Below are 21136 nucleotides of genomic sequence, written 5' to 3'. Positions count from 1 at the left end.
TTATTCTTCAGTCACCTGTACTTTCAGCGTAGCTTTGACCTCAGGATGAAGCTTGACGGTCATTTGAGTCACGCCCAACGTACGAATCGGTTCTTCCAGCTCGATTTTGCGTTTGTCCAGCTTGATGCCTGTTTTAGCAACAGCCTCTGCGATTTGCTTGCTTGTAATTGCGCCGAACAGACGTCCACCTTCTCCAGCCTTTGCTTTGAGCTGAATTGTAGTCTCTTCCAGCTTTTTGCCGAGTACTTGTGCCTCTTCCTTTTCCTCTTGCTTGCGTTTTTCCTCAGCAGCGTTTTGGTTTTCCAGCGTCTTCATATTTCCTTCCGTTGCTGGGCGGGCAATCCCACGTGGCAACAGGAAATTCGCTGCATAACCGTCCGACACTTCCTTAATCTGCCCCTTCTTACCTTGGCCCTTCATATCTTTAATGAATATTACTTTCATTCAAATAACCCCTCTTCCCCATCAATTTCGGCCAGAACGTCGACCACTCTGCGCTTAGCTTCCTCCAGCGAGCAATCCAGCTGAACCGCTGCGTTTGTCAGATGTCCTCCGCCGCCTAGCCGTTCCATGACGACCTGTACGTTCATGCGTCCGAGTGAACGGGCGCTGATCCCCACCAGGCCGTCAGGACGTTCACTGACCACAAAGGAGGCCAGTACATCCGTCATATTGAGCAATGAATCCGCCACCTGAGCAATCAGGAGCTGCGGTATTTTTTGTCCAGGCTCGGTCACCGCAATTGCGATATGCCCATATATCATTTTAGCATGCTTAATAATTTCCGCCTTAGCAATATATTCATCCAGGTCCTCTTTTAACATGCGCTGGATCATGACTGTATCTGCTCCACTACGTCTTAAGAAGCCAGCAGCCTCAAACGTACGTGAGCCTGTATGCAGGGAAAAATGCTTGGTATCCACCGTAATCCCCGCCAGCAGTGATGTTGCCTCCAGCGGTGTCAGCTGGACCTTCTCATGGATATATTGCAGCAGCTCGGTCACCAGTTCACAGGCCGATGACGCGTATGGCTCCAAATAGATTAGAACAGAATCATTAATAAATTCCTCGCCCCGACGGTGATGATCCACAACCACCACCCGGCTGGCCGTCTGCACCAGACGAGGCTCAATCGTCATTGAAGCCTTGTGCGTATCCACCACAACCAGCAGGCTGTGCTCGGTCATCACCTGAAGCGACTGCTCCGGTGTCATGAGCGCTTGCGATAGCTTCTCATCCTTGTTTACCTGCTCCATCATTCGGTCAATAGACGGATTGGATTTGTCCAGTACGATATGGGCCTCTACATTGTAAAGTGCCGCGGCCTTCCATACACCGATAGCTGCTCCTATTGCATCCATGTCCGGTATTTTGTGTCCCATAATCAGCACGCGGTCGCTCTCCTGCATCAGATCACGCAGCGCATGTGCAATGACTCGGGCTCGCACCCTGGTACGCTTCTCGACAGCATTGGACTTGCCTCCATAAAAGGACAGACGCTGTCCCGCTTTCACTGCTGCCTGATCCCCCCCGCGTCCAAGCGCCATATCTAGACTGGACTGGGCCAACTCGCCCAGCTCCTTGATACTCTCTGCGCCGAAAGACAAGCCAATGCTCAATGTCATCGGTACTTTCAAATCCGCCGTCATTTCCCTCACGGTATCCAAAATGACGAATCGGCTCTGCTCCAGTTCTTGGAGTGCTTTATGATTCAGCATAATCAGATAACGCTCAGATGACAACCGGCGCAAATAAATATTGTACTGATTGGCCCAAGACGTAATCTCGCTGGAAACCTTCGCAATAAGCGCGGTGCGCTGCTGATCGTCCATTCCCTGAGCAGCCTCGTCCATATTATCAAGCATGACGATACCAAGCGCCAACCGCTCGTTCTCATACTGCTTGCGCAGTACCGCGAGCTCCGTCACTTCATACAAATATATCAGACGCTCATCAGGCACGATTAGAAACTGATAATGACGCTCATCATGCTGTAATTCAACCTTTAGTTCACGAGCAGGTTCTTTCGTTTCTTTTTTAGTGCTTAGAGCATTTGCGAGTTGAGGAAACAAATCTTGAAGAGGCTCTCCAATCAATGATTGCTCCTCGAACATCTCACTGGCAAAGCGATTGTGCCATTCTACGGTTCGATTTTCACTGTATAAAATGATACCGAACGGCAGTGTACTGATCGCTTCTCCCTCCACCCGCTTAATCCGGAAGGAAAGACCACTGATATATTGATTCAGTTCCCGACGAAAATCCAGCTCCGTCTTCAGCATCAGTCCGCCGAGCAAGAATGATAGCAGCAGTCCTATCACACCCAGTTCCCAGTTGTACATGGAAATACATATGACAAGCACCAGCAGCAGTAAAAACGCCCAGACCGTCTGATAGCCGTGCCAGCGTTTTTGTAGAAATTTAGGCATGACTGTTCACCCTATTTCTTTGATCTTGTAATAGCTTCACGCAGCGGAAAGGCCAAATCAATAATACCTATAATGCGGAGCGGCTGGAACACCAGAACGACGAGCGACAGCAGCAACGCAATCACCGGGCTCTTTTTACGGCTATGCGTCCAGAAGTATACAAAACCAATTGTCTGGATAATAAAACATGCATGGATCAGCGGTAGCATACTAATGGAGACCGTTTGAATCCAGCTGCTATCGGAAGAATCCGCTATCCATCCAATTACAATTGCCAGCAGATAGTACCAGATCAGCGTACGCGGTAGCATCCACTCGCGGGCAGGCTTCATTTTACGTACCGGCACATCGAGACTACTCAACGCTGGACGTGCCAAAGCATGTGTGATCACTGCCAGTATGAACGAGCTGACAATCATCACATATGGAACTTTACCAATCAGCATTGTACCGAGTTTCTGCGTATCTTCAGCTGTCCAGCTCATATTCGCAAACATCGGATTCGCACTCAAAATCTGCTGTACAATACTGGCCGACATCTCAGCCTGATCACGAAGGAACTGCGAAAGATCAAACCCGAAGGAATACGTAGCGATAAACAGTACAAACAACAATTCGGCTAAAATAATGCCCGTTCCGGTCACCAACGCCTGAAAGGCAGATCCTCCCTTTTTATATACCCGTCCCATCAATATAGAAGGAATCAGAAAGTAAATCGCAGGAAGCAGCGAATACACATCGAGTAGCGCTATAATTAAAAGCACCGGTATGACGTGAACCAGAAAACCTTTGAAAGGCAGCGATGAAAACAATACAGCGCCAGGCACAATCAGAAAAAATACGGTAATAATTCTAAATGGTGTCAATAGAGTCAGCAGCAGAAGCAAATAAATAACGCTCCATGCTACAGTGGCCAAGCGGAATTTCAACGTTTTCACCTCTTACGCATATGTTCTTCCAGTGCGGAAATGTCTTGATACCAATCCTCCAACTGGTGTCCTTCTTTTCTGTGCTTTCTTAGCTTGTCGATGAGTAGATCATCCAATTCACGGTAAGACACCCCAAGACGCCTCCCCAGAATATAACTGCTCATCACCAGGCTGGCCAAACAATCACCAATACGGACTGTACTGCCTTCCCACATCGCCTTAAACAGACGGGAGACTTGGTCGAGCACCTCTGTTTTAAGCCATTCAATAACCTTGGCTCGTTTAACTACATCCATTTCTTTAGGCATATGATGAAGAGTCACACCCCTCTGAAAAAGCTTTATTCTCCATTATAGCATATCCTATTTTGAAAATAACTGTTACCCCATAGGGTAAATCGTTATTTCATAGCAGCTCTGCTGCTTATTTTAGCTTGAAGTATTAAGCGATTCCTTAGACACAAATTTCTCACAATACTCAATAATTTGGCTGCGGCGCACGATACCGATAAACCGTTCCATATCATCCACGACGGGCACAAAGTTTTGTACCTTCGCCAAATTAATCAGATCCTCCATATTGGCATCAATGGATACAGGTTTCATCGAAACCCGCAGCGGAACGTCCTTGAGCATAAACTTAGAAGCGTTTTCAAAGGTGATTTTCCCCTCAGACTCTTTCATATGCCACAATAGGTCGCCCTCTGTAACCGTACCCGTATATCTACCTTCCTTATCCAAAATAGGAACCGCTGTGAACCGGTGATATTCCATTCGTTCCAATGTTTGCCGTAGAGTAGCATCCGCCGTTACACAAGCGACCTCTTGTTTGGGAAGCAAGAAAAAAGCGATATTCATGAGAAACGAATCCCCCTCAAAATCAAATATAAATCAATTGATTACTCACTGAATGTCCTGCTTGTCGGGAAGCCTCAGCGTCTGCGGGGTTGTATCAGAGTCTAGCCAGTTCGCAATCATAAGTCTGGCATATTCAAGCTCCTGTTCATTAGCCCGGTCATAGTACAGACCCTTTTTCTTGAACCCTTCCCCCGTAATCGTAAAACTTGAAATTTGTGGATTCCCCTGTGAAATAGCTTGCTTGCCAAGCCTAGTAATAAAGGCAGGTTCCATATCCGTTGTGAAATTGGCCCCCATAATATCGAGCAACTCCGGGATCTTGGTGATTCCATCGATATTCAGCAGCCTATCGGCCATAGCGTTCAAAAAAATTTGCTGACGTTTTGTACGGTTGAAGTCGCTATCTTCCCGATACCTAACATAATACATGGCTTCTTCACCATTATAAAGCGGCTTGCCCGCCTCAATACGGAACTTGATATGCAGCGGGTTTTTATTCTCGATGGGCTGATCGATAGGAAGCACAACTCCACCCACTGCATTCACGGCATCCTGAATCCCCTGGAAATTAATCGTAGCATAATAATCGACCTTATGCTCCATCAGCTTCTCTACGGTGGCCATGGACATATCCTCGCCTCCGAACGCATAAGCATGCCCTAACTTATCAAAATCATCCTCGCCATCTCGATTGGAGTCATGTCCGGCAATCTGTACATACGTATCCCTTGGAATGGAGACCAAGAGCACACGCGATTCTGCGGGCCGTACAGCAGCATATATCACCGTATCTGAGCGACCACGTGCCTTTTCGTTTGGCCTTTGATCCGTTCCCAGTAGCAACACCGAAAAAGGCTCCTTTTGGTAAGCCACCTTCTCTTGCGGCTGCTGTTCCGCGGATTGACGAGGCTGGTAGGATTTCTCCAGTTTGCTTTCCAGCGTCGGTGACACAAACCAGTCGAAAGCCACGAGCGTCAGCTGTTTGCGGAATAGATAGCCTCCCACTGCAACTAAAAGCAAGACAATACATGAAATATATAGAGCGGTAAACCTCTTTTTCTTTTTGGGCTTTCCACGGGTCCTTCTCTTATGTCTTCTCTCCATCATGGCTTCCTTCCTTCTTTCGTCCACAAATCCCATCTCTTCATTAAACCGGATGGGTCCCTCATGAAGCGGAAACTTCCCCTCAAAGCATAAAAGGTCAGCTACCTTGTTGTCAAAAGTGCCATGGCGTGGTCAGTTCCTCAAATTCATGACAAAAAAGGCTTCGCCCTTACGGTCAAAGCCTTCAGTAATGTATATATAAGTATTCTATGTAGCCTTCAAAGTTATCTTTTATTTTTAATGAGGAGCCAATTTCACCAAATTTTGCAAACGCACAGGGAAAGAGGTGGACAGAGAAAAACCATAATCGAACAACTTCCGTGTCTGCTCGAAACGCTCCTCCTTGCTCGGTGCACCCAGTACTACAGCAACTAACCGTTTGCCATGCTGCTCAGCTGTACCCGTGAAACAATATCCAGCATCGCTTGTGTATCCTGCTTTCAATCCGTCCGTGCCCGCATAAGAGTACGGTCCAGCCAAGGAAGGCAACATCCAGTTCGTATTGCTGATGTAAATGCCCTTATCCTTCAATTCCATCTGTGTACGGCTGGACGTTCTGAGAATCTCAGGATGTGATGTAATCAAGTAAGAGGCCAACTTTGCAGTGTCGCTTGCCGTCATCTTCGTTTCTCCGCGAATGTCCTTAGGATGGTTCGGCCCTAATTCACTCTGACCTGCCCCAGAGGCATTACTAAAGCGACTATCGGGCGACAACCCAATTTGGGCAGCTTTTTCATTCATGCGCTTTACAAAAGCGGACTCATTCCCTGATGAACGTTCCGCCAGTGCCACAGCTGCGTCATTCGCTGAATACACTACCATACTTTGAAACAATTCAGATACGGTCATTCTTTCTCCATACCGGAGGGATAGATTCACACCACCCACCGTACTGGCATAACGACTAATGCGCACCTCATCATTCCAGCCTAACCGTCCGGTCCGAATATCCTCCAGTACCAGTAGCTCGGTCATGAGCTTGGACATATTTGCGGAGGGCATAGGCTTATCGCCATTCACATCCATCAGTAATTCCCCGGTATGCATGTCCATTAGCACTGCAGCGTCTGCATCCACATTCGGCTTTCCGATCAACAAGCGGGGTCCAAGTGTCATAAAAATCAATATAATAAGTACCGGGACGACAATAGCCCAACGTAACCAATGTTTTTTCATCATCGTAATAACCTCCATACCTTATTAGACGATGAAAAATCCATTTTGTCTGCAATTTTTCGAAAAAAAGATACAATTTTTTTACCTTTTTTTATTTCACAACAAAATACCCGCCAATCCCTGTTACAGGAAGGCGGATATTTTGCTTCTTCAGTATGACGTATTAAGCAAAATGACAGGCTACAAAATGCTGGTCGCCTGCATCTCGATATACTGGAGCCTCTGTTTTACAGCGTGCTTCCGCCATAGGACAACGTGTATGAAACTTGCATCCTGACGGCGGATTAGCCGGAGACGGGATGTCCCCTTTTAACACAATCCGCTGTCTTTTGATCGTCGGATCTGGAATCGGTACTGCTGATAGCAAAGCCTTGGTGTACGGGTGAAGCGGATTGCTGAACAGCTCCTCCTTGGAGGCCAACTCTACCATTGAGCCCAGATACATCACACCAATCCGGCTACACAGATGCTCGACCACACTCAGATCATGCGAGATGAACAGGTACGTCAGTTGGCGTTCCTGCTGCAAATCGCTTAACAAGTTAATGATCTGGGCCTGAATCGATACATCCAGGGCAGATACCGGCTCGTCAGCCACAATAAAATCAGGATTCAAAATCAAGGCCCGTGCAATCCCGATCCGCTGCCGCTGACCGCCAGAGAACTCATGCGGATAACGATCATAGTGATACGAGGATAGACCGCAAATATTCAGCGTTTCGTTGACCTTTTGCCGCAGCTCATTACGATCAATCAACCCGTGATCCAGCAAAGCCTCCCCGATCGCCTCACCAACCTTAATTCTCGGGTTCAGTGAGCTAAAGGGGTCCTGAAAGACGATTTGCAGCTTCGGACGAAGCGCACGAATCTGCTCCTTGTTTAACGCGTGCAAGTCTTCGCCCTTGTACCGTACTGATCCCTCTGTCTTATCCATTAATCTGAGAATCGTGCGCCCAATCGTACTTTTACCGCAGCCTGATTCTCCTACCAGACCAAAGGACTCACCCTTATGTATGTGAAAGGATACATCATCGACCGCCTTTACATGTCCGACCGTACGCTGAAACACCCCGCCTGTGATCGGGAAATACTTTTTCAGCCCTTCCACTTGAATCAAAGGCTCGCTCATATCCGTTGCCCTCCTTCTTTCTCATATAGCCAGCAGGCAACCTTATGACCATTCTCCTTTTCATTTAAGGGAGGAGCCTGATCCTTGCATATTTGCATGCAATGTGCGCACCGATCATGAAAATGGCAATTTTCACCCAGCTCAATGGGGTTTGGCACCTGTCCTGGGATGGAATACAGCCGATCCATTTTCTGATTAATGACAGGTTTAGCCTTTAATAGCCCTTGAGTATACGGATGCTGCGGATTTTTGAACAGCTCAATGACAGGAGCCTCTTCAATAACGTTCCCGGCATACATAACGACCACATAATCGGCCATTTCTGCCACAACACCCAAGTCGTGCGTAATCAGCATAATGGACGTTTTAAGCTTATCCTTCAAATCCCGCATTAAATCAAGAATCTGCGCCTGAATTGTTACATCCAGTGCCGTTGTCGGTTCATCCGCAATCAACAGCTTCGGATTGCAGCTTAAAGCAATAGCAATCATAATCCGCTGGCGCATACCGCCACTCAATTCATGAGGATAGGAATGGAATATTTCCTCCGATCGCGAAATGCCCACCAAATTAATCAGTTCAATTGCCCGGGCGCGTGCTTCTTTTTTACTCATTAATGTATGCATCAGCAACGGCTCCGTAATCTGTTCTCCAATCGTAAGCACTGGATTCAGCGAAGACATCGGTTCCTGAAAAATAATCGAAATGTCATTGCCGCGAATTTGCTGCATTTGACCTTTATTGAGTTTTAGGAGGTCTTTGCCCTCAAACCAGATTTGTCCGTCGGAGGTGTGGGGAGAATCAATCAACCGCATCATCGTCATCGCAGTTACACTCTTACCACAACCAGATTCTCCTACCACACAGAGCGTTTCACCCTCACGAATTTTAAAACTGACGTCATTGACCGCTTTGACAGTTCCGTTAGAGGTATGAAAGTGGGTTTTCAGGTTACGAAATTCAATCAAAGCATTTTCCATAAACGTTCGTCTCCTACTTCTTCATTTTAGGGTCCAGCGCGTCACGCAAACCGTCGCCAATCAGATTAATCGCTACAACAGTAATTAGAATACACATTCCCGGTGGTACCCATATCCAGGGCCGTTTGCGGAAGTCAATCAGGTTATTCGCAGCCGATATCATGTTCCCCCACGAAGGTGTGGGCGGCACAACGCCAATCCCCAAGTAACTGAGCGCAGATTCTGTAATAATCGCACCAGCCACTCCAAGCGTAGCCGTAACAATAATAGTAGGAATCGTGTTCGGCAGCAGATGTCGGAATATTTTACGGCGGTCTCTCAACCCCAGTGCTTCCGTCGCCTGCATGAACTCCTGTTCACGCAGCGTAAGAATCTGCCCTCTGACCAGACGGGACAAGCTCGTCCAGCTCAGGATTCCGATAATAAGCATCAGAAAATAAATACGGTTCGACGGATCAACCTTCAAATCCGACAGAACAGCACCTAAAATAATAAGCAGCGGCAATGTAGGCAGCGCCATGAAAATATCGGCAATCCGCATAATAACCGTATCCACGCCTTTACGATAAAACCCTGCCAGCGCACCCAACGTCGCCCCGATCATGACCGAAATAAACGTGGCGACCAGCCCCACTGTCAAAGAAATACGGCCGGCCAGCATCGTACGCAGTAAAATATCTCTACCAAACTTATCCGTACCAAGCCAGTACTTCGCATTAGGGGATAAATTTTTGTCAGATAGCTTGTAATCATCTAAATGATAAGGTGAAATCATGGGGCCAAATACACAAATGATAACCATGAGAATTAATATAACGAGACCTGCCAAAGCCAGGCGGTTTTGGTTAAAACGACGAATGGCGATTCTCCATGGAGACGCTTCAGGACGGATCGCCGCCTTTTGATTCGTTTCAATCGTGACTGTTTCCGCGGACAATAGTATCCCTCCTATTTCAAGCGAATTCTTGGATCGGCCATGCCATACAATACATCAGAAAGTAAATTACCGAGGAGCGTAAGAATGGCCAGGAAAATCGTGAAGCCCAGCATAAACGGATAATCCCGCATACTAATAGACTCCAGATAAACCTGCCCCACACCCGGCCATACAAATACCTTTTCCAGGATCATTGCCCCACCAAATAAGGCTGGAAGCTCGAACCCGAGCAGTGTGATTGCTGGAATCAGAGCATTGCGCAGTGCATGCTTGAAAATAACCGTCCGCTCCTTCAAGCCCTTGGCACGTGCGGTACGGATATAATCCTGCCGGATGACCTCCAACATGCCTGTACGGAAATAACGAGTCAGGCTTCCTGTACTCAGCATCGTAAGTACGAGTGTCGGTAGGAACATATGCTTGAGGACATCCACCATATAATCCCACGAGCCTGCTTCCACCCCTGCTGTGGTCATGCCTCCGACGGGAAGAATCCCCCATTCAAGAGCAAATATTTTGATGACCAATAGACCAATAAAAAATGAAGGCAGCGACATACATAAGAAAATAAATAACGTAACAAACTTATCGAATAAGGAATATTGGAACTTAGCTGAAAATACCCCTGCAACAATGGCAATGAGCCAGCTAAAAATAAGACTAAAAAAAGCGATAATAAAAGAGTTCCATACATAATTGCTGATAACCTTCGTTACCGGCTGCTTATGCTGCAATGAATCCCCCATATTTCCCTTTAACATATTACCGGCCCATATAAAATAACGTTGGTATTCCGGTTTATCCAGCCCGTAGATATGTCGTAGCTGCTGCGCCTTCTCGGCGGTCATATTCGGGTTCTGCTTGGCTGTAATATAATCACCCGGCACCATGGCTGAAATCGCAAAAACGATAATGGATATGCCAATAAGTGTGGGGATGAGTTGCAGCAGTCTTCGAATAATGTACTGCTTCATATTCATTCCTCCAGACGAATAAAGTGATATGCCCAGCTCGTGAGAGCTGAGCATACAATTGGCAACCCTTATTGAGCGATTTGAGCGTTATGCAGAGTGAACTCAAAATCTTTGTATGGTGTAATTTCTAAGCCGGATACACGTCCATTCACTGGCCACATATCTCTGCGTTGGTACAAAAAGATAGTTGGCAGATCTTTGTTCAGCTCTTGATAGAGCTGTTTGTAAATCTGTTTGCGTTTTTCTTGATCCAGTTCATGCTTACCAGCAAGTGTTAATTCATCAACCTTTTTATTGGAATAGCCGATATCATTTTGTGCACCATTCGTAATAAAAGTCGTTGTGTCCGGGTCTGGAGTTAAGCCCCAAGCCGCAAAGAACATATCAAACTTGCCCGTATCCTTTTTATCCATAATGGCGTTAAAATCTAAAGTTTCAGAAGTTAGCTTGATGCCGAGCTCCTTATAGTTATTGGACATGATCGGTAGCAAGGCCTCTACTACTGGATTATCAGCAGTTGCGGAGAAGTTAATGGTCAGCTTTTCTCCGTCCTTTTCGCGAATTCCGTCAGCCCCAACCTTCCAGCCTGCCTCATCCAGCAAAGCCTTCGCCTTCGCTGTATCAAACTCATATTTATTGATACCTTCATCCGTGTAAGACCAAGATTCTGTAGACTGTGGAATATTAATGACATTCGCATATGGCCCATACACGCCCTGCACAATCTCTTTACGGTTTAAACCAATAGTTAAAGCTTGACGTACTTTAGGGTCTTGAAATTTCTTTTCCTTGTGATTAAACGCAATATATCCATAGCCATTTGTCGGCATAATATTCACGTCCAAGAAGCCTAGAGCCTTTAATTCCTCTACATTGTCTTCCGTAACTGTGATATTGTCCATGTCCGTTTCGCCTGTTTGCAGCATAGACAGGTTTGTTTCTTCTGTTGTCGTTTTGAAAATAACTGATTTCACCTTTGGTGCACCTTTGAAGTAGTTTGGATTCGCTTCAAGTACGACTTGTTGACCTGGGGAAAAGCTCTTCAGCACATACTGCCCGGAGCCGATTGGTTTATTATTAAGCGCCTTGATGCTGTCCAGGTTACCCTTCTTGAACCCTTTTCCGTAATAAGCTTCTGGCATGAAGTATTGCTCACCCAGATAATCCTTCGTATAAGCTGTTGCTTCTGTAACGGTTACCTCTACTGTGTTATCATCAATGACCTTGATACCCGAGATATCATTCGCCTTGCCATCGTGGTATTCCTTACCGCCTTTAATCTTAAAAGATAATATATCGCTTTCTCCATCATAATTCGGATCATGCAGCACTTTGAGAACAAAAGCATAATCCTTTACGGTTACTGGAGTGCCGTCACTATACTTCACACCTGGTTTCAGATGGAATGTGTATTTTAGACCATCCGGCGATACATCAACCTTTTCAGCCAAACTATTTTCATATGTACCATCTGCCTTCACCTGTAAGAAGGAATCAAATACTGTTCTGACTACATATAAATCGTAAGTTGTTTGCCAGAATAGCGGGTTAAATACCCCTTTAGGTGACGTCATACCTACTACAATGTTATCTTTCCGATTCGTTGCTCCTGGAGGATTTTGCGACAAATCCGTCGCTTTAATAACACCCTCTGTAACTGGTGCGCTTGCTTCATTTCCCTCTGTTTTATTATCCGCATTGCCTTGCTGCGGCTGTGCCTCATTAGCACCTCCACTACATCCTGCAAACAGAACACCAACGATCGTAAGCACCATAAGCAAAGAAACCCATTTCTTCGTTTGCACCATCCTGTTAATCCCCCTTAGTCGGTTCTTTATTTAACAGCCTGTCTCATTCCTGCGGTGATTCGTTAAAGCTCGAGGTTCAAAAATGAAGTTTTGCACATCCTCCTTACTGTTCCTAATGATAGTGTAGAACACATGTTTTAGACCCTTGGTCAATTTTGTGCACTGACAACCATTACATTTTTATTAAGGTTTATCTTAAGTGTAAAATAATATCACGTCAATATCTTTTTTTATGTAATATGCAATTGCAAAACATCTATTTTTGTAAAGTTTATGAAATTCACTTGTGGAAAATGATTAGAAAACTGAGTGTTATGTAATATAAAATAACATTTCGAATGACCGAAATGTGTACTCTGGCGAGTTGGGGAGCTTGTAATTTCTTAAGCCACTAAAAGGTGATTTATACTTAATGGGTAAACATGGATTGTATTATTAGTAAGTTACAATAGATGGCACTTGTTGTCAATAAAAAAAATCATAAAAAAGGATGTCCTCAATTCTGGGGACATCCTTTTTTTCCACCCACTACTATTCAGTAGTGTAAGGAAGCAATGCGATTTGACGGGAACGTTTAACAGCGATTGTCAACATACGTTGATATTTCGCGCTTGTTCCAGTCACACGACGAGGAAGAATTTTTCCACGTTCGCTGATGAATTTTTTAAGCAGGTCTGTATCTTTATAGTCAATGTGAGTAATTTTGTTCACAGTGAAGAAACATACTTTACGACGTTTGTTGCGACCACCACGACGAGCTGGTCTTTTGTTATCGTCTCCGCCTTCTCTTTGTCTGAAGCCCATTCTTTGTCAGTCCTTTCCCAATTAAAATGGTAGATCATCATCCGAAATATCGATCGGTTTTCCGTCATCGGAAAAAGGATCCTGATTGTTTCGCGAGTTATTATTCCCGCGCCCACTATTGCTGTTACCGCCTCCGAAAGGAGACTCCTCACGCATACCTCCACCGCTATTGCCGCCACCGTTGCCGCTATCGCGGTTAGATTCCAAGAAACGTACATTATCAGCAACAATTTCAGTCACGTATACACGTTTTCCTTCATTGTTCTCATAATTACGCACTTGTACACGGCCTTCAACAGCCGTCAAACGACCTTTACGAAGATAGTTAGCGCATGTTTCAGCAAGCTGACGCCAGGTTACGATCGGCAAGAAATCCGCTTCCCGTTCGCCGCCTTGACTTGTAAACGGACGGTCTACAGCCAGGGTGAACTGGGTTACTGCTACACCAGACGGTGTATAGCGCAGCTCTGGATCTTTGGTCAAACGACCGATCAGAATGACACGGTTCAACAATCCAATCCCCTCCTTTGAGCGTTGTTCATTACATAATCACGTACAATAATTAAGCTACGTCGTTCGTAATGAGATAACGAATTACTTCGTCAGAAATTTTCATGATACGCTCAAGCTCAGTAACAACAGCAGGTTCTGCTGTGAAGTTTACCAGAACGAAAGAACCATCACGGAATTTCTTGATCTCATACGCAAGACGGCGTTTAGTTACATCGTGATTCGTAATTTCGCCACCGCCGTTAGAGATGATACCTTGGAATTTGTCGACTGTCGCTTGAACAGCTTCTTGTTCAATGTCAGGACGAATAATGTACATCACTTCATATTTGCGCATTCTTTACACCTCCTTATGGACATAAGGCCCTCAATCTCAGTTGAGAGCAAGGAACGAGCCTAAACTCGCACTAAAACAGTTTATCAAATCGAGCACCTGAATGCAACCTGCAATTTCGAGCATAAGGCTAAAAACTGCTCACACACATCATATCACTGGTTTTATACAATTTTATATCACACCACAAATTTTGCATATATAAAGGAAATAATTTTTGATTAACTACTATCTGTGTACCCTAATTTCGCATGTTTCTGTTTAAGACAGCGCACAATAACCGTTGCAGTCCAAATTCATTATCTAAGGAGGCACAACCGTATGGGTGAAAAGACTGAGTTCGTACCCGGGGATAAGGTCCCAAACGACGGCGTATATATGGAGGTTGGAGAAAAAAGCTTTCATACTGAAATCCAAAACCCGCAGCAAATAACGTTGGAAAGAGGCGATTCTTTTCCGAAGACCACCAATCATAATCGCAAGTGGAAGAAAAAAACGAAAGCTCGCGTCCACTAATGTATATTTCTTCGGAATCCTGGCCATATTATGATTAGGCGATACAACAGAGAGGTGTGGTTCCGTTGGACAACGTAGCCTTACAAACTGTTAGGAGATCCATTCCGGGCATTAGAAGCGTTAGGTTTGTGTAAAAGGACACTGTCTTTTCAACACGGTATTGCTAGTCAGTACACCGAGTTTCATGATGTGATTGGACAGATCGTATCCTGTTAAAAATGTATCGCCTACGATGGAGGACCTTTGTGGTCCTCCTTTGTTGCATTATCGGACTTTTTGCATATACTGGTAAAATGCAGATTAATTCAGCTCCTTCTGCTAGAATATATCCAAGTACAAAGACCTACTATTTACGGAGGTTTAAAGATGAGCTATTCTCGTATATTAAAGTGGATATCAGGTATATTCGAATTGGTGCTGGCTGTACCGATTGTGGGAGGAGCTATTGTCATGGGGACTGGCTACTCAGCTTTAGGGTTTATGCTTGTCCTGCATGCAGTAACACTTATCCTGTCGTTACGCAATCAGGAAGCGATCTACGGTTCTGTCTGGGGAGTACTCACTTCCTTGCTAGCCTGGATTCCTTTTGTTGGCTGGGCACTCCATTTGATTGCAGCCATCCTTCTGATGATCTCTGGCTCAAAGAGAACAAAACGCTATCATTACCCGCCTAATCAGCTATAACAAAAGAAAGCTCCTGACAGCAATTATTTCAAATGCTGTTAGGAGCTTTCTTTTGCTCTAACGCCTTATTCATTCACCAATAGATTCTTAATCATTTCTTCAATATCGTTACATTCATTTTTAGTAATCTGATTTATTTATTGCCATAAAACAAAAAATCCCCCACGTCAGCAGACAGAAGAGATTGATTTAGTTCATGAAGTTAGTGGCGGAAAGAGTGGGATTCGAACCCACGCACGCCTTGCGACGCCTAACTGATTTCGAGTCAGCCCCCTTGGACCTCTTGGGTACCTTTCCGCAGCAAGGATAATTATATCATCATTGCTACCATGACGCAAGCTGATTCTTGTTCACCATGATCCACTTTCTCTACTCAAATGGTTTCCGAATTTTGCTCGTCACCACTGGACTTTGAGCGCAGCACTTTTTTCATGTTCTTTTCGAACTTGGCACGCGGAATCAGCACACTATGCTGGCATCCGACACATTTGATTCGAATATCCATCCCCATCCGGATGATTTCCATCTCGTTCGTTCCACACGGATGAGGCTTCTTCATCTGCACAATATCCCCTAGTTCAAACGACTTACGCTCCACCCTTCTCTCCCCCTTTTCTTCCTGGCTCATCTTCTTTTTCAAGGGTGATCGCCGTTTCCAGTGCGGCCTGACGATGTTCCTCGTCCTCCAGAGCCCTCTTGATATTATTCTGAATATCACGCTCTACCAAGGCCCCTGTGTTCGGCATACATTCCGCCACAACACGTACGATATACTCTGATGTAGTCATGGACTGAACGCCTAACACATCCGGCATATTAAGTATCTGCGCATTGGACTCTTCAATGCCTTGGATCGCCTGTTTTACCAAGCTGACGGCTTCCTCCAGACTACGCTCCGCCTTCATTGGCACATCTACCACCGCCAACGCGTTGGACATGGAGAAGTTCGTTACTGTCGTAATGGAGCCGTTCGGTAAAATGTACACCTCACCTTTCCAGCTCACCAGCCTGGTTGTACGCAGCCCAATCATTTCTACCGTCCCCTTGAAAGTTCCCGTCTGAATGACGTCTCCTACGGCAAATTGATCCTCAAATATAATGAAGAATCCGGTAATTACATCCTTAACCAAGCTCTGTGCCCCAAAACCTACAGCCAACCCAAGCACTCCAGCTCCAGCAATCAGAGGGCCTAGATTTATACCCATTTGCGATAGCACCAGCATAATCAAGATGAAATTGAATACAATATTTGTTACATTTTTTAGCAGTTCCCCAACAGTCGTTAACCGTCTGGTATTCAATCGGAATCTGCCATTATCTCCCTTTTGCTCCATCGACTTATCTATAATTTTATTAATAACTCGAATAAAGATACGTGTAATGATGAAAATAATTACGATTTTCAAAATCACAAACAAAAAGGTCGACCACATCGCACTATCTGTAAGCCATTTCCATACAGCATCCTTCCAATGAATCGCACCTTGCACTACGTCATCCGTGTCTAAATTACCGGCCAACCAATGTATAAAGGTCATGCTGTACTCCTCCTCAAACCAGGGAACTACTCTTTCTATTTCCCACATTCTATTTCCTATCTATATAAGCATATCTCCCGACTTCAAACAAATGGCTATGAATAATCTACTTTTCCCAAGTATAAAAGCACAAGTTTATCCATATACTAGCTACTATCTTGAGAATAATTGTTACCCGCAGGCCAAGTATATTCTTAAAGGTAGGCGAGCATAACCTGCACACTCCATTACAGGACGAAAGGAAGATTCCATGACTCATCCATCTGACTTCATTCCGGGGCAAGAACCCCTAAGCTTAAAAATATCACACACCGATCCCGGGATCCAATCAGCCATCATCCATCGTTTGCTGTTCCATCTGCATCAGGCACGGAGTCTGCAAAATATCGTCATCATTTGCATCGGCACCGACCGTTCTACTGGAGATTGCCTTGGCCCGCTTGTGGGTACCCATTTGTCCCGCTACAAAAGCCCCCTATTTAATCTATATGGAACATTAGATGAGCCTGTACATGCTATGAACCTGCAAACCACACTGAACGGCATACATGACCGATACGAACAGCCTTATATCATTGGCATAGACGCATGTCTTGGACAAACCTCCAGTGTTGGATGCATTCAGGTTGCAGAGGGTCCTCTCAAGCCTGGGGCAGGTGTAAATAAAGAATTACCGCCGGTCGGCGATATCCATTTGACTGGTATCGTTAACGTCGGCGGCTTCATGGAATACTTCGTGTTACAAAATACGAGACTAAATTTGGTAATGAAGTTATCAGATATCATAGCTAGTAGCTTATACTCCGCAATTAGGGAGTGGCATTACCGGTCTGTCCTACTTGCTGCGCAAGAGTAATAGCTTCTTTCTCTTCAGGTGATAAGGAATAAGCGGATTGTCCCGCTTCCAGAGGCTTGGCATACACATATGAGCCATCCCGGTTATAAATACCGGTCAATACTATTCCGTCCTGATTATCGTCTACAATAGCCAGAGAGAAGCTTAAATCGCTCCCTCTCTCACCAAAGGCATTATAACGTTTGATGCCTATATGTCCCTTCAAGCCAGTCAGTTTGCTGCGTAGTGATTTCATACTTGCACGGTGGGCTTCCTGCTCGTCTTCAATCGTATCCATCTGTACCTTTAAATCAATCAGCAGCGTTTCCAAATTCTCAACCCCGCTGCCTGCCATCATGGTTTCATACTTTCGCCGCATCTTCTTCAGCTTTGATCCCTGTACAATAATAACAATCAACAGGATAAGCAAAATAAGCACGATCCCTGCAACAATTCCAGCAAGCTGCTCCATGATTAGTCCATTCAATTCAGCCATATGTTTGTTTCTACCCCTCTACCTCAAAAATCATGTTACTGCTTTGCTTACCTTTTATTTTAAACGTTTGAGAACAGCGAGACAAATAACACAAGGCTATTAGTTTATCCATCAAAACCATTCTGATTCCTGCAATTCCAGACAAAGCAAAGACATATCTCACTTTCCATTTCACTCAAGGAGACATGTCCATATTTTTACAGACTACTGTAATAGCTCCAGTAATCTTTCCAAATCCTGCTGGCTGTAATAATTCAATTCGATTTTGCCTTTATCTTTATTGTGCTTGATCTTCACAGTTGTTTTAAAACGCTCGCGCAGGGACTCTTCCATATGGTCAATATAGGGGTCCTTTTTTCGTGCCTTTGCTTTAGCTTTTGTTTCTCCAGGCTTATGATCCAACTGCTGTACGGCTTCCTCGAGTTCACGAACACTCCACTGTTGCTCAATGCATTGCGAGGCTAGTTGTTTCACCATGTCTGGATCTTTGAGCCCAACAATTGCTCTAGCATGCCCCATAGACAATGTTCCACGTGAAACATGATCTTTAACCTCCTCAGGCAATGCGAGCAAGCGAAGGAAATTGGCAATGTGTGAACGTGATTTTCCCACTTTCATGGACAACTCTTCCTGCGTTAAGGAGAATTGATCCATTAACCCCTGATAAGCTACTGCTACTTCCATTGCATTTAAGTTTTCACGCTGCAAATTCTCAATCAAGGCAATCTCCATTACCTGCTGATCTGTAAAATTACGAACAACCACAGGTATGGTCGGATTCCCACAAAATTGAGATGCCCGAAACCGCCTTTCCCCGGCTATAATCTCATATCCTCTCAAGACACTACGCGCAATAATGGGTTGGATAACACCGTGCTGACGAATGGATTCCGCTAATTCCTTAATAGACTCCTCATCAAACGTTTTCCGAGGCTGGTATGGGTTCGCCCGCAACTGGCTGAGCGGAATGTCAACAACCTTATCCTCTTCACTGACTGTAAGGGAGGGAATAAGTGCGTCCAGTCCCTTTCCCAACCGTTTACTCATAAGATACCACTTCCTTTGCCAACTCAATATATACCTCTGCCCCACGAGAACGGGGATCATACGTAATAATGGACTGGCCATGTGATGGTGCTTCGCTGAGTCTCACGTTGCGTGGAATAATCGTCTGATAAACTTTGCTTTGAAAGTACTTTTTCACTTCTTCAATGACCTGAATGCCCAAGTTTGTGCGAGCGTCAAACATGGTTAGCAACACACCTTCAATTTGCAAAGAGGTATTTAAATGTTTTTGTACTAATCGCACGGTATTCAACAATTGGCTTAATCCTTCCAGCGCGTAATATTCACACTGGATCGGAATAATGACTGAATCGGAAGCCGTCAATGAATTGAGCGTCAAAATACCCAGCGATGGAGGGCAATCTATTAATATATAATCATAATTATGCTTGACGAGCTGAAGTGATCTTTTTAATCTCAATTCGCGAGAAATAGTTGGTACCAGTTCGATTTCAGCACCTGCTAATTGAATGGTTGCCGGGATAATATCCAATCCCTCGACCTGTGTACTGATAATCGCCTCGCTAGGGTCAACCTCGTTAATGAGTACATCATAAATACAATTTGCCACATCCGCCTTATTGATACCCACACCGCTGGTTGTATTACCTTGCGGGTCGATATCCACGAGCAATACCCTTTTGCCGAGGGAAGCAAGTCCGGCGCCCAAATTCACGGAAGTAGTCGTTTTGCCTACTCCGCCCTTTTGATTGGCTACGGCTATTATTTTTGACACTTCATTCACCTCATAATTTAATCGGAATCCTGCTACGTTCCATGATTGCAAAAGCTCTATGAAGACGTTACTTAGTCCTTAACTTACGGATAACGGCAATTTTCAAAATAGAATACGAGTATGCTGCGGTTTTATGTTGGCGTTAGACAGAAAAAGCGGCAATTGCTGCCGCTGTACGCTTCATCCCTTACTTACGTTTGGGAATTTGAATGACAATCTCATAGTGATCCTCATGATCAGATTCCTTTGTTTTGATATCCAACCCTGAGCCAGACACCATATCAATGGATTGACGAATCGTATTCAGCGCAAGCCGGACATCCTTAGTAAAGGAAATCCGCTTTGATTTCTTAATCGTGGATACTTGTTTATAAAAGGCAACTCGTGCCTCTGTCTGCTTCACATTGAGTTCCTTAGCAATTACTTCATCTAAAACCTTGTACTGTAGTTCTTCGGTCTCTAACGACAATAATGCACGGGCGTGACGCTCGGACACCTTCCGTTCCATTAGGGCCTCTTTCACTCTCTCCGGCAAATGAAGCAGCCGTATTTTATTAGCAATAGTGGATTGGCTTTTGCCAAGTCGCTGAGCGAGGCTTTCCTGGGTAAGTTGATGCAGGTCAATCAGCTTTTGATAAGCTACAGCCTCTTCAATCGCAGTTAGACCCTCACGCTGAAGATTCTCAATCAACGCGATGGATGCAGCTTGTGAATCATTAAACTCACGAACAATGGCTGGAATCGTCTCCATACCCAGCTTGGTGACAGCTCTCCAACGACGTTCCCCTGCTATAATTTCATATTGTCCATTACGGAAACGAACGACAATCGGTTGAATTACACCATGCGTCTTAATAGTCTGGCATAGCTCATCAATCTTCTCGTCGTCAAATATGGTGCGGGGCTGATAAGGACTGCTGACAATATCCCGAACTGGAATTTGTTTTATTTCGTCCCCATTGGATCGCTCCGTCAAACCAAATAGCTTGGAAAATTGTTCTTTCATTCCGTATAATACCACCTAATTTCATAATAGCACCATACAAACAGCGCTTCGTGAAAAACAGTTCCTTACGGGGATTGTAGACCCTTCTATATGAAACAGCGCCGTAAGCGGGTACACTCCACGTACTCCCCTGACATTTGTTGTCCCACTTCCCTATATGTATATCTGAAATCATGAGTACGGGAAGCAGCCAACTTACACTAAAACGATTATCTCTATTCTATCACTTTTCCAGTCATAATCCTATCGTCTCTACCAGCTTTTCGAAAGGATAAAAGAATAAAATTAT

At 44.9% G+C, this 21136-nt stretch carries 24 protein-coding genes and 1 tRNA gene; 3 read left to right on the top strand and 22 right to left on the bottom strand.

The window, feature by feature from the left end:
• The 15 genes from rplI to rpsF all read right to left on the bottom strand — a co-directional run bounded on the left by rplI (position 1) and on the right by rpsF (position 13974).
• Complete coding sequence (gene rplI / locus C0638_RS07905) at positions 1 to 444, bottom strand: 50S ribosomal protein L9 (protein ID WP_013373893.1); 444 nt, start codon at positions 442 to 444, stop codon at positions 1 to 3.
• A complete protein-coding gene (locus C0638_RS07900) occupies positions 441 to 2429 on the bottom strand; it encodes a DHH family phosphoesterase (protein ID WP_013373894.1) in 1989 nt (662 codons plus the stop codon). The genes rplI and C0638_RS07900 overlap by 4 nt, the downstream gene beginning before the upstream one ends.
• Before the next feature lie 11 nt (positions 2430 to 2440).
• Positions 2441 to 3358, bottom strand: a complete 918-nt coding sequence (locus C0638_RS07895) for a DUF2232 domain-containing protein (protein WP_058712149.1) — start codon at positions 3356 to 3358, stop codon at positions 2441 to 2443.
• Between the two features lie 5 nt (positions 3359 to 3363).
• Positions 3364 to 3666, bottom strand: coding sequence for a MazG-like family protein (locus tag C0638_RS07890; protein WP_013373896.1), 303 nt, complete (start codon positions 3664 to 3666; stop codon positions 3364 to 3366).
• Positions 3667 to 3786: 120 nt separating this feature from the next.
• Positions 3787 to 4215: a CBS domain-containing protein gene (locus C0638_RS07885; RefSeq protein ID WP_013373897.1), complete on the bottom strand. Its 429-nt coding sequence runs from the start codon at positions 4213 to 4215 to the stop codon at positions 3787 to 3789.
• A gap of 45 nt (positions 4216 to 4260) precedes the next feature.
• A complete protein-coding gene (locus C0638_RS07880; RefSeq protein ID WP_016324927.1) occupies positions 4261 to 5322 on the bottom strand; it encodes an LCP family protein in 1062 nt (353 codons plus the stop codon).
• 234 nt (positions 5323 to 5556) lie between these two features.
• Complete coding sequence (locus C0638_RS07875) at positions 5557 to 6498, bottom strand: D-alanyl-D-alanine carboxypeptidase family protein (protein ID WP_040102460.1); 942 nt, start codon at positions 6496 to 6498, stop codon at positions 5557 to 5559.
• 160 nt (positions 6499 to 6658) lie between these two features.
• Positions 6659 to 7624, bottom strand: coding sequence for an ABC transporter ATP-binding protein (locus C0638_RS07870; protein ID WP_025679381.1), 966 nt, complete (start codon positions 7622 to 7624; stop codon positions 6659 to 6661).
• The gene (locus tag C0638_RS07865) at positions 7621 to 8604 is read right to left on the bottom strand and encodes an ABC transporter ATP-binding protein (protein ID WP_040102459.1); all 984 of its coding nucleotides are present in this window, start codon (positions 8602 to 8604) and stop codon (positions 7621 to 7623) included. Before C0638_RS07865 ends, C0638_RS07870 begins: the two co-directional genes overlap by 4 nt.
• Positions 8605 to 8617: 13 nt before the next feature.
• Positions 8618 to 9541 (bottom strand): oligopeptide ABC transporter permease, encoded by a 924-nt coding sequence (gene opp4C / locus C0638_RS07860; protein ID WP_013373903.1) that lies wholly within the window; start codon positions 9539 to 9541, stop codon positions 8618 to 8620.
• Between the two features lie 11 nt (positions 9542 to 9552).
• Complete coding sequence (locus C0638_RS07855; RefSeq protein ID WP_013373904.1) at positions 9553 to 10515, bottom strand: ABC transporter permease; 963 nt, start codon at positions 10513 to 10515, stop codon at positions 9553 to 9555.
• 68 nt (positions 10516 to 10583) lie between these two features.
• A complete protein-coding gene (locus C0638_RS07850) occupies positions 10584 to 12323 on the bottom strand; it encodes an ABC transporter substrate-binding protein (protein WP_013373905.1) in 1740 nt (579 codons plus the stop codon).
• A gap of 531 nt (positions 12324 to 12854) precedes the next feature.
• A complete protein-coding gene (rpsR, locus tag C0638_RS07845; protein WP_013312800.1) occupies positions 12855 to 13127 on the bottom strand; it encodes a 30S ribosomal protein S18 in 273 nt (90 codons plus the stop codon).
• Between the two features lie 21 nt (positions 13128 to 13148).
• Positions 13149 to 13640 carry a single-stranded DNA-binding protein gene (gene ssb / locus C0638_RS07840; protein ID WP_010346813.1) on the bottom strand — a complete coding sequence of 164 codons (492 nt, stop codon included), beginning with the start codon at positions 13638 to 13640 and terminating at the stop codon, positions 13149 to 13151.
• Between the two features lie 49 nt (positions 13641 to 13689).
• Entirely contained in the window at positions 13690 to 13974 is a 285-nt protein-coding gene (rpsF, locus tag C0638_RS07835; RefSeq protein WP_007433230.1) for a 30S ribosomal protein S6, read from the bottom strand.
• A 318-nt stretch (positions 13975 to 14292) separates the two neighbouring features.
• On the opposite strand from rpsF, the gene C0638_RS07830 reads away from it, so the two are divergent.
• Both C0638_RS07830 and C0638_RS07825 read left to right on the top strand, forming a co-directional pair.
• The gene (locus tag C0638_RS07830; protein ID WP_013373906.1) at positions 14293 to 14487 is read left to right on the top strand and encodes a YjzC family protein; all 195 of its coding nucleotides are present in this window, start codon (positions 14293 to 14295) and stop codon (positions 14485 to 14487) included.
• Positions 14488 to 14853: 366 nt separating this feature from the next.
• A complete protein-coding gene (locus tag C0638_RS07825) occupies positions 14854 to 15171 on the top strand; it encodes a hypothetical protein (protein WP_016822453.1) in 318 nt (105 codons plus the stop codon).
• A gap of 206 nt (positions 15172 to 15377) precedes the next feature.
• Here the strand turns inward: C0638_RS07825 and C0638_RS07820 are convergent.
• The 3 genes from C0638_RS07820 to C0638_RS07810 all read right to left on the bottom strand — a co-directional run bounded on the left by C0638_RS07820 (position 15378) and on the right by C0638_RS07810 (position 16709).
• Positions 15378 to 15468 (bottom strand) — tRNA-Ser (locus C0638_RS07820).
• Positions 15469 to 15544: 76 nt separating this feature from the next.
• Entirely contained in the window at positions 15545 to 15769 is a 225-nt protein-coding gene (locus C0638_RS07815) for a DUF951 domain-containing protein (protein ID WP_013373909.1), read from the bottom strand.
• The gene (locus C0638_RS07810) at positions 15759 to 16709 is read right to left on the bottom strand and encodes a mechanosensitive ion channel family protein (RefSeq protein WP_013373910.1); all 951 of its coding nucleotides are present in this window, start codon (positions 16707 to 16709) and stop codon (positions 15759 to 15761) included. The genes C0638_RS07815 and C0638_RS07810 overlap by 11 nt, the downstream gene beginning before the upstream one ends.
• A gap of 250 nt (positions 16710 to 16959) precedes the next feature.
• Between C0638_RS07810 and yyaC the strand changes: the two genes are divergently transcribed.
• The gene (yyaC, locus tag C0638_RS07805) at positions 16960 to 17565 is read left to right on the top strand and encodes a spore protease YyaC (protein ID WP_082689681.1); all 606 of its coding nucleotides are present in this window, start codon (positions 16960 to 16962) and stop codon (positions 17563 to 17565) included.
• On the opposite strand, the gene C0638_RS07800 is transcribed toward yyaC, so the two are convergent.
• The 4 genes from C0638_RS07800 to noc all read right to left on the bottom strand — a co-directional run bounded on the left by C0638_RS07800 (position 17519) and on the right by noc (position 20847).
• Positions 17519 to 18040, bottom strand: coding sequence for a DUF4446 family protein (locus C0638_RS07800; RefSeq protein ID WP_040102457.1), 522 nt, complete (start codon positions 18038 to 18040; stop codon positions 17519 to 17521). The genes yyaC and C0638_RS07800 overlap by 47 nt on opposite strands.
• A 204-nt stretch (positions 18041 to 18244) precedes the next feature.
• Positions 18245 to 19087 carry a ParB/RepB/Spo0J family partition protein gene (locus C0638_RS07795; RefSeq protein ID WP_058712148.1) on the bottom strand — a complete coding sequence of 281 codons (843 nt, stop codon included), beginning with the start codon at positions 19085 to 19087 and terminating at the stop codon, positions 18245 to 18247.
• Positions 19080 to 19841 carry a ParA family protein gene (locus C0638_RS07790; RefSeq protein WP_013373915.1) on the bottom strand — a complete coding sequence of 254 codons (762 nt, stop codon included), beginning with the start codon at positions 19839 to 19841 and terminating at the stop codon, positions 19080 to 19082. Before C0638_RS07790 ends, C0638_RS07795 begins: the two co-directional genes overlap by 8 nt.
• Before the next feature lie 187 nt (positions 19842 to 20028).
• Positions 20029 to 20847: a nucleoid occlusion protein gene (noc, locus tag C0638_RS07785; protein WP_013373916.1), complete on the bottom strand. Its 819-nt coding sequence runs from the start codon at positions 20845 to 20847 to the stop codon at positions 20029 to 20031.
• Between the last annotated feature and the right edge of the window lie 289 nt (positions 20848 to 21136).

Origin of the sequence: Paenibacillus sp. lzh-N1 (genome assembly GCF_002872435.1) — a bacterium.
GTDB classification, from domain to species: domain Bacteria; phylum Bacillota; class Bacilli; order Paenibacillales; family Paenibacillaceae; genus Paenibacillus; species Paenibacillus polymyxa_C.
The sequence above is the reverse complement of the archived record's forward strand: the minus strand, read 5'-3'. Positions and strand labels throughout refer to the sequence as shown.

Bases quoted from the DNA above. Each gene is read 5' to 3' on its own strand.
- rplI (WP_013373893.1), bottom strand. From the start codon at position 444: ATGAAAGTAATATTCATTAAAGATATGAAGGGCCAAGGTAAGAAGGGG.
- C0638_RS07900 (WP_013373894.1), bottom strand. From the start codon at position 2,429: ATGCCTAAATTTCTACAAAAACGCTGGCACGGCTATCAGACGGTCTGG.
- C0638_RS07890 (WP_013373896.1), bottom strand. From the start codon at position 3,666: ATGCCTAAAGAAATGGATGTAGTTAAACGAGCCAAGGTTATTGAATGG.
- C0638_RS07885 (WP_013373897.1), bottom strand. From the start codon at position 4,215: ATGAATATCGCTTTTTTCTTGCTTCCCAAACAAGAGGTCGCTTGTGTA.
- C0638_RS07880 (WP_016324927.1), bottom strand. From the start codon at position 5,322: ATGATGGAGAGAAGACATAAGAGAAGGACCCGTGGAAAGCCCAAAAAG.
- C0638_RS07875 (WP_040102460.1), bottom strand. From the start codon at position 6,498: ATGATGAAAAAACATTGGTTACGTTGGGCTATTGTCGTCCCGGTACTT.
- C0638_RS07870 (WP_025679381.1), bottom strand. From the start codon at position 7,624: ATGAGCGAGCCTTTGATTCAAGTGGAAGGGCTGAAAAAGTATTTCCCG.
- C0638_RS07865 (WP_040102459.1), bottom strand. From the start codon at position 8,604: ATGGAAAATGCTTTGATTGAATTTCGTAACCTGAAAACCCACTTTCAT.
- C0638_RS07855 (WP_013373904.1), bottom strand. From the start codon at position 10,515: ATGAAGCAGTACATTATTCGAAGACTGCTGCAACTCATCCCCACACTT.
- C0638_RS07850 (WP_013373905.1), bottom strand. From the start codon at position 12,323: ATGGTGCAAACGAAGAAATGGGTTTCTTTGCTTATGGTGCTTACGATC.
- rpsR (WP_013312800.1), bottom strand. From the start codon at position 13,127: ATGGGCTTCAGACAAAGAGAAGGCGGAGACGATAACAAAAGACCAGCT.
- rpsF (WP_007433230.1), bottom strand. From the start codon at position 13,974: ATGCGCAAATATGAAGTGATGTACATTATTCGTCCTGACATTGAACAA.
- C0638_RS07830 (WP_013373906.1), top strand. From the start codon at position 14,293: ATGGGTGAAAAGACTGAGTTCGTACCCGGGGATAAGGTCCCAAACGAC.
- C0638_RS07825 (WP_016822453.1), top strand. From the start codon at position 14,854: ATGAGCTATTCTCGTATATTAAAGTGGATATCAGGTATATTCGAATTG.
- C0638_RS07810 (WP_013373910.1), bottom strand. From the start codon at position 16,709: ATGACCTTTATACATTGGTTGGCCGGTAATTTAGACACGGATGACGTA.
- yyaC (WP_082689681.1), top strand. From the start codon at position 16,960: ATGACTCATCCATCTGACTTCATTCCGGGGCAAGAACCCCTAAGCTTA.
- C0638_RS07800 (WP_040102457.1), bottom strand. From the start codon at position 18,040: ATGGCTGAATTGAATGGACTAATCATGGAGCAGCTTGCTGGAATTGTT.
- C0638_RS07795 (WP_058712148.1), bottom strand. From the start codon at position 19,087: ATGAGTAAACGGTTGGGAAAGGGACTGGACGCACTTATTCCCTCCCTT.
- noc (WP_013373916.1), bottom strand. From the start codon at position 20,847: ATGAAAGAACAATTTTCCAAGCTATTTGGTTTGACGGAGCGATCCAAT.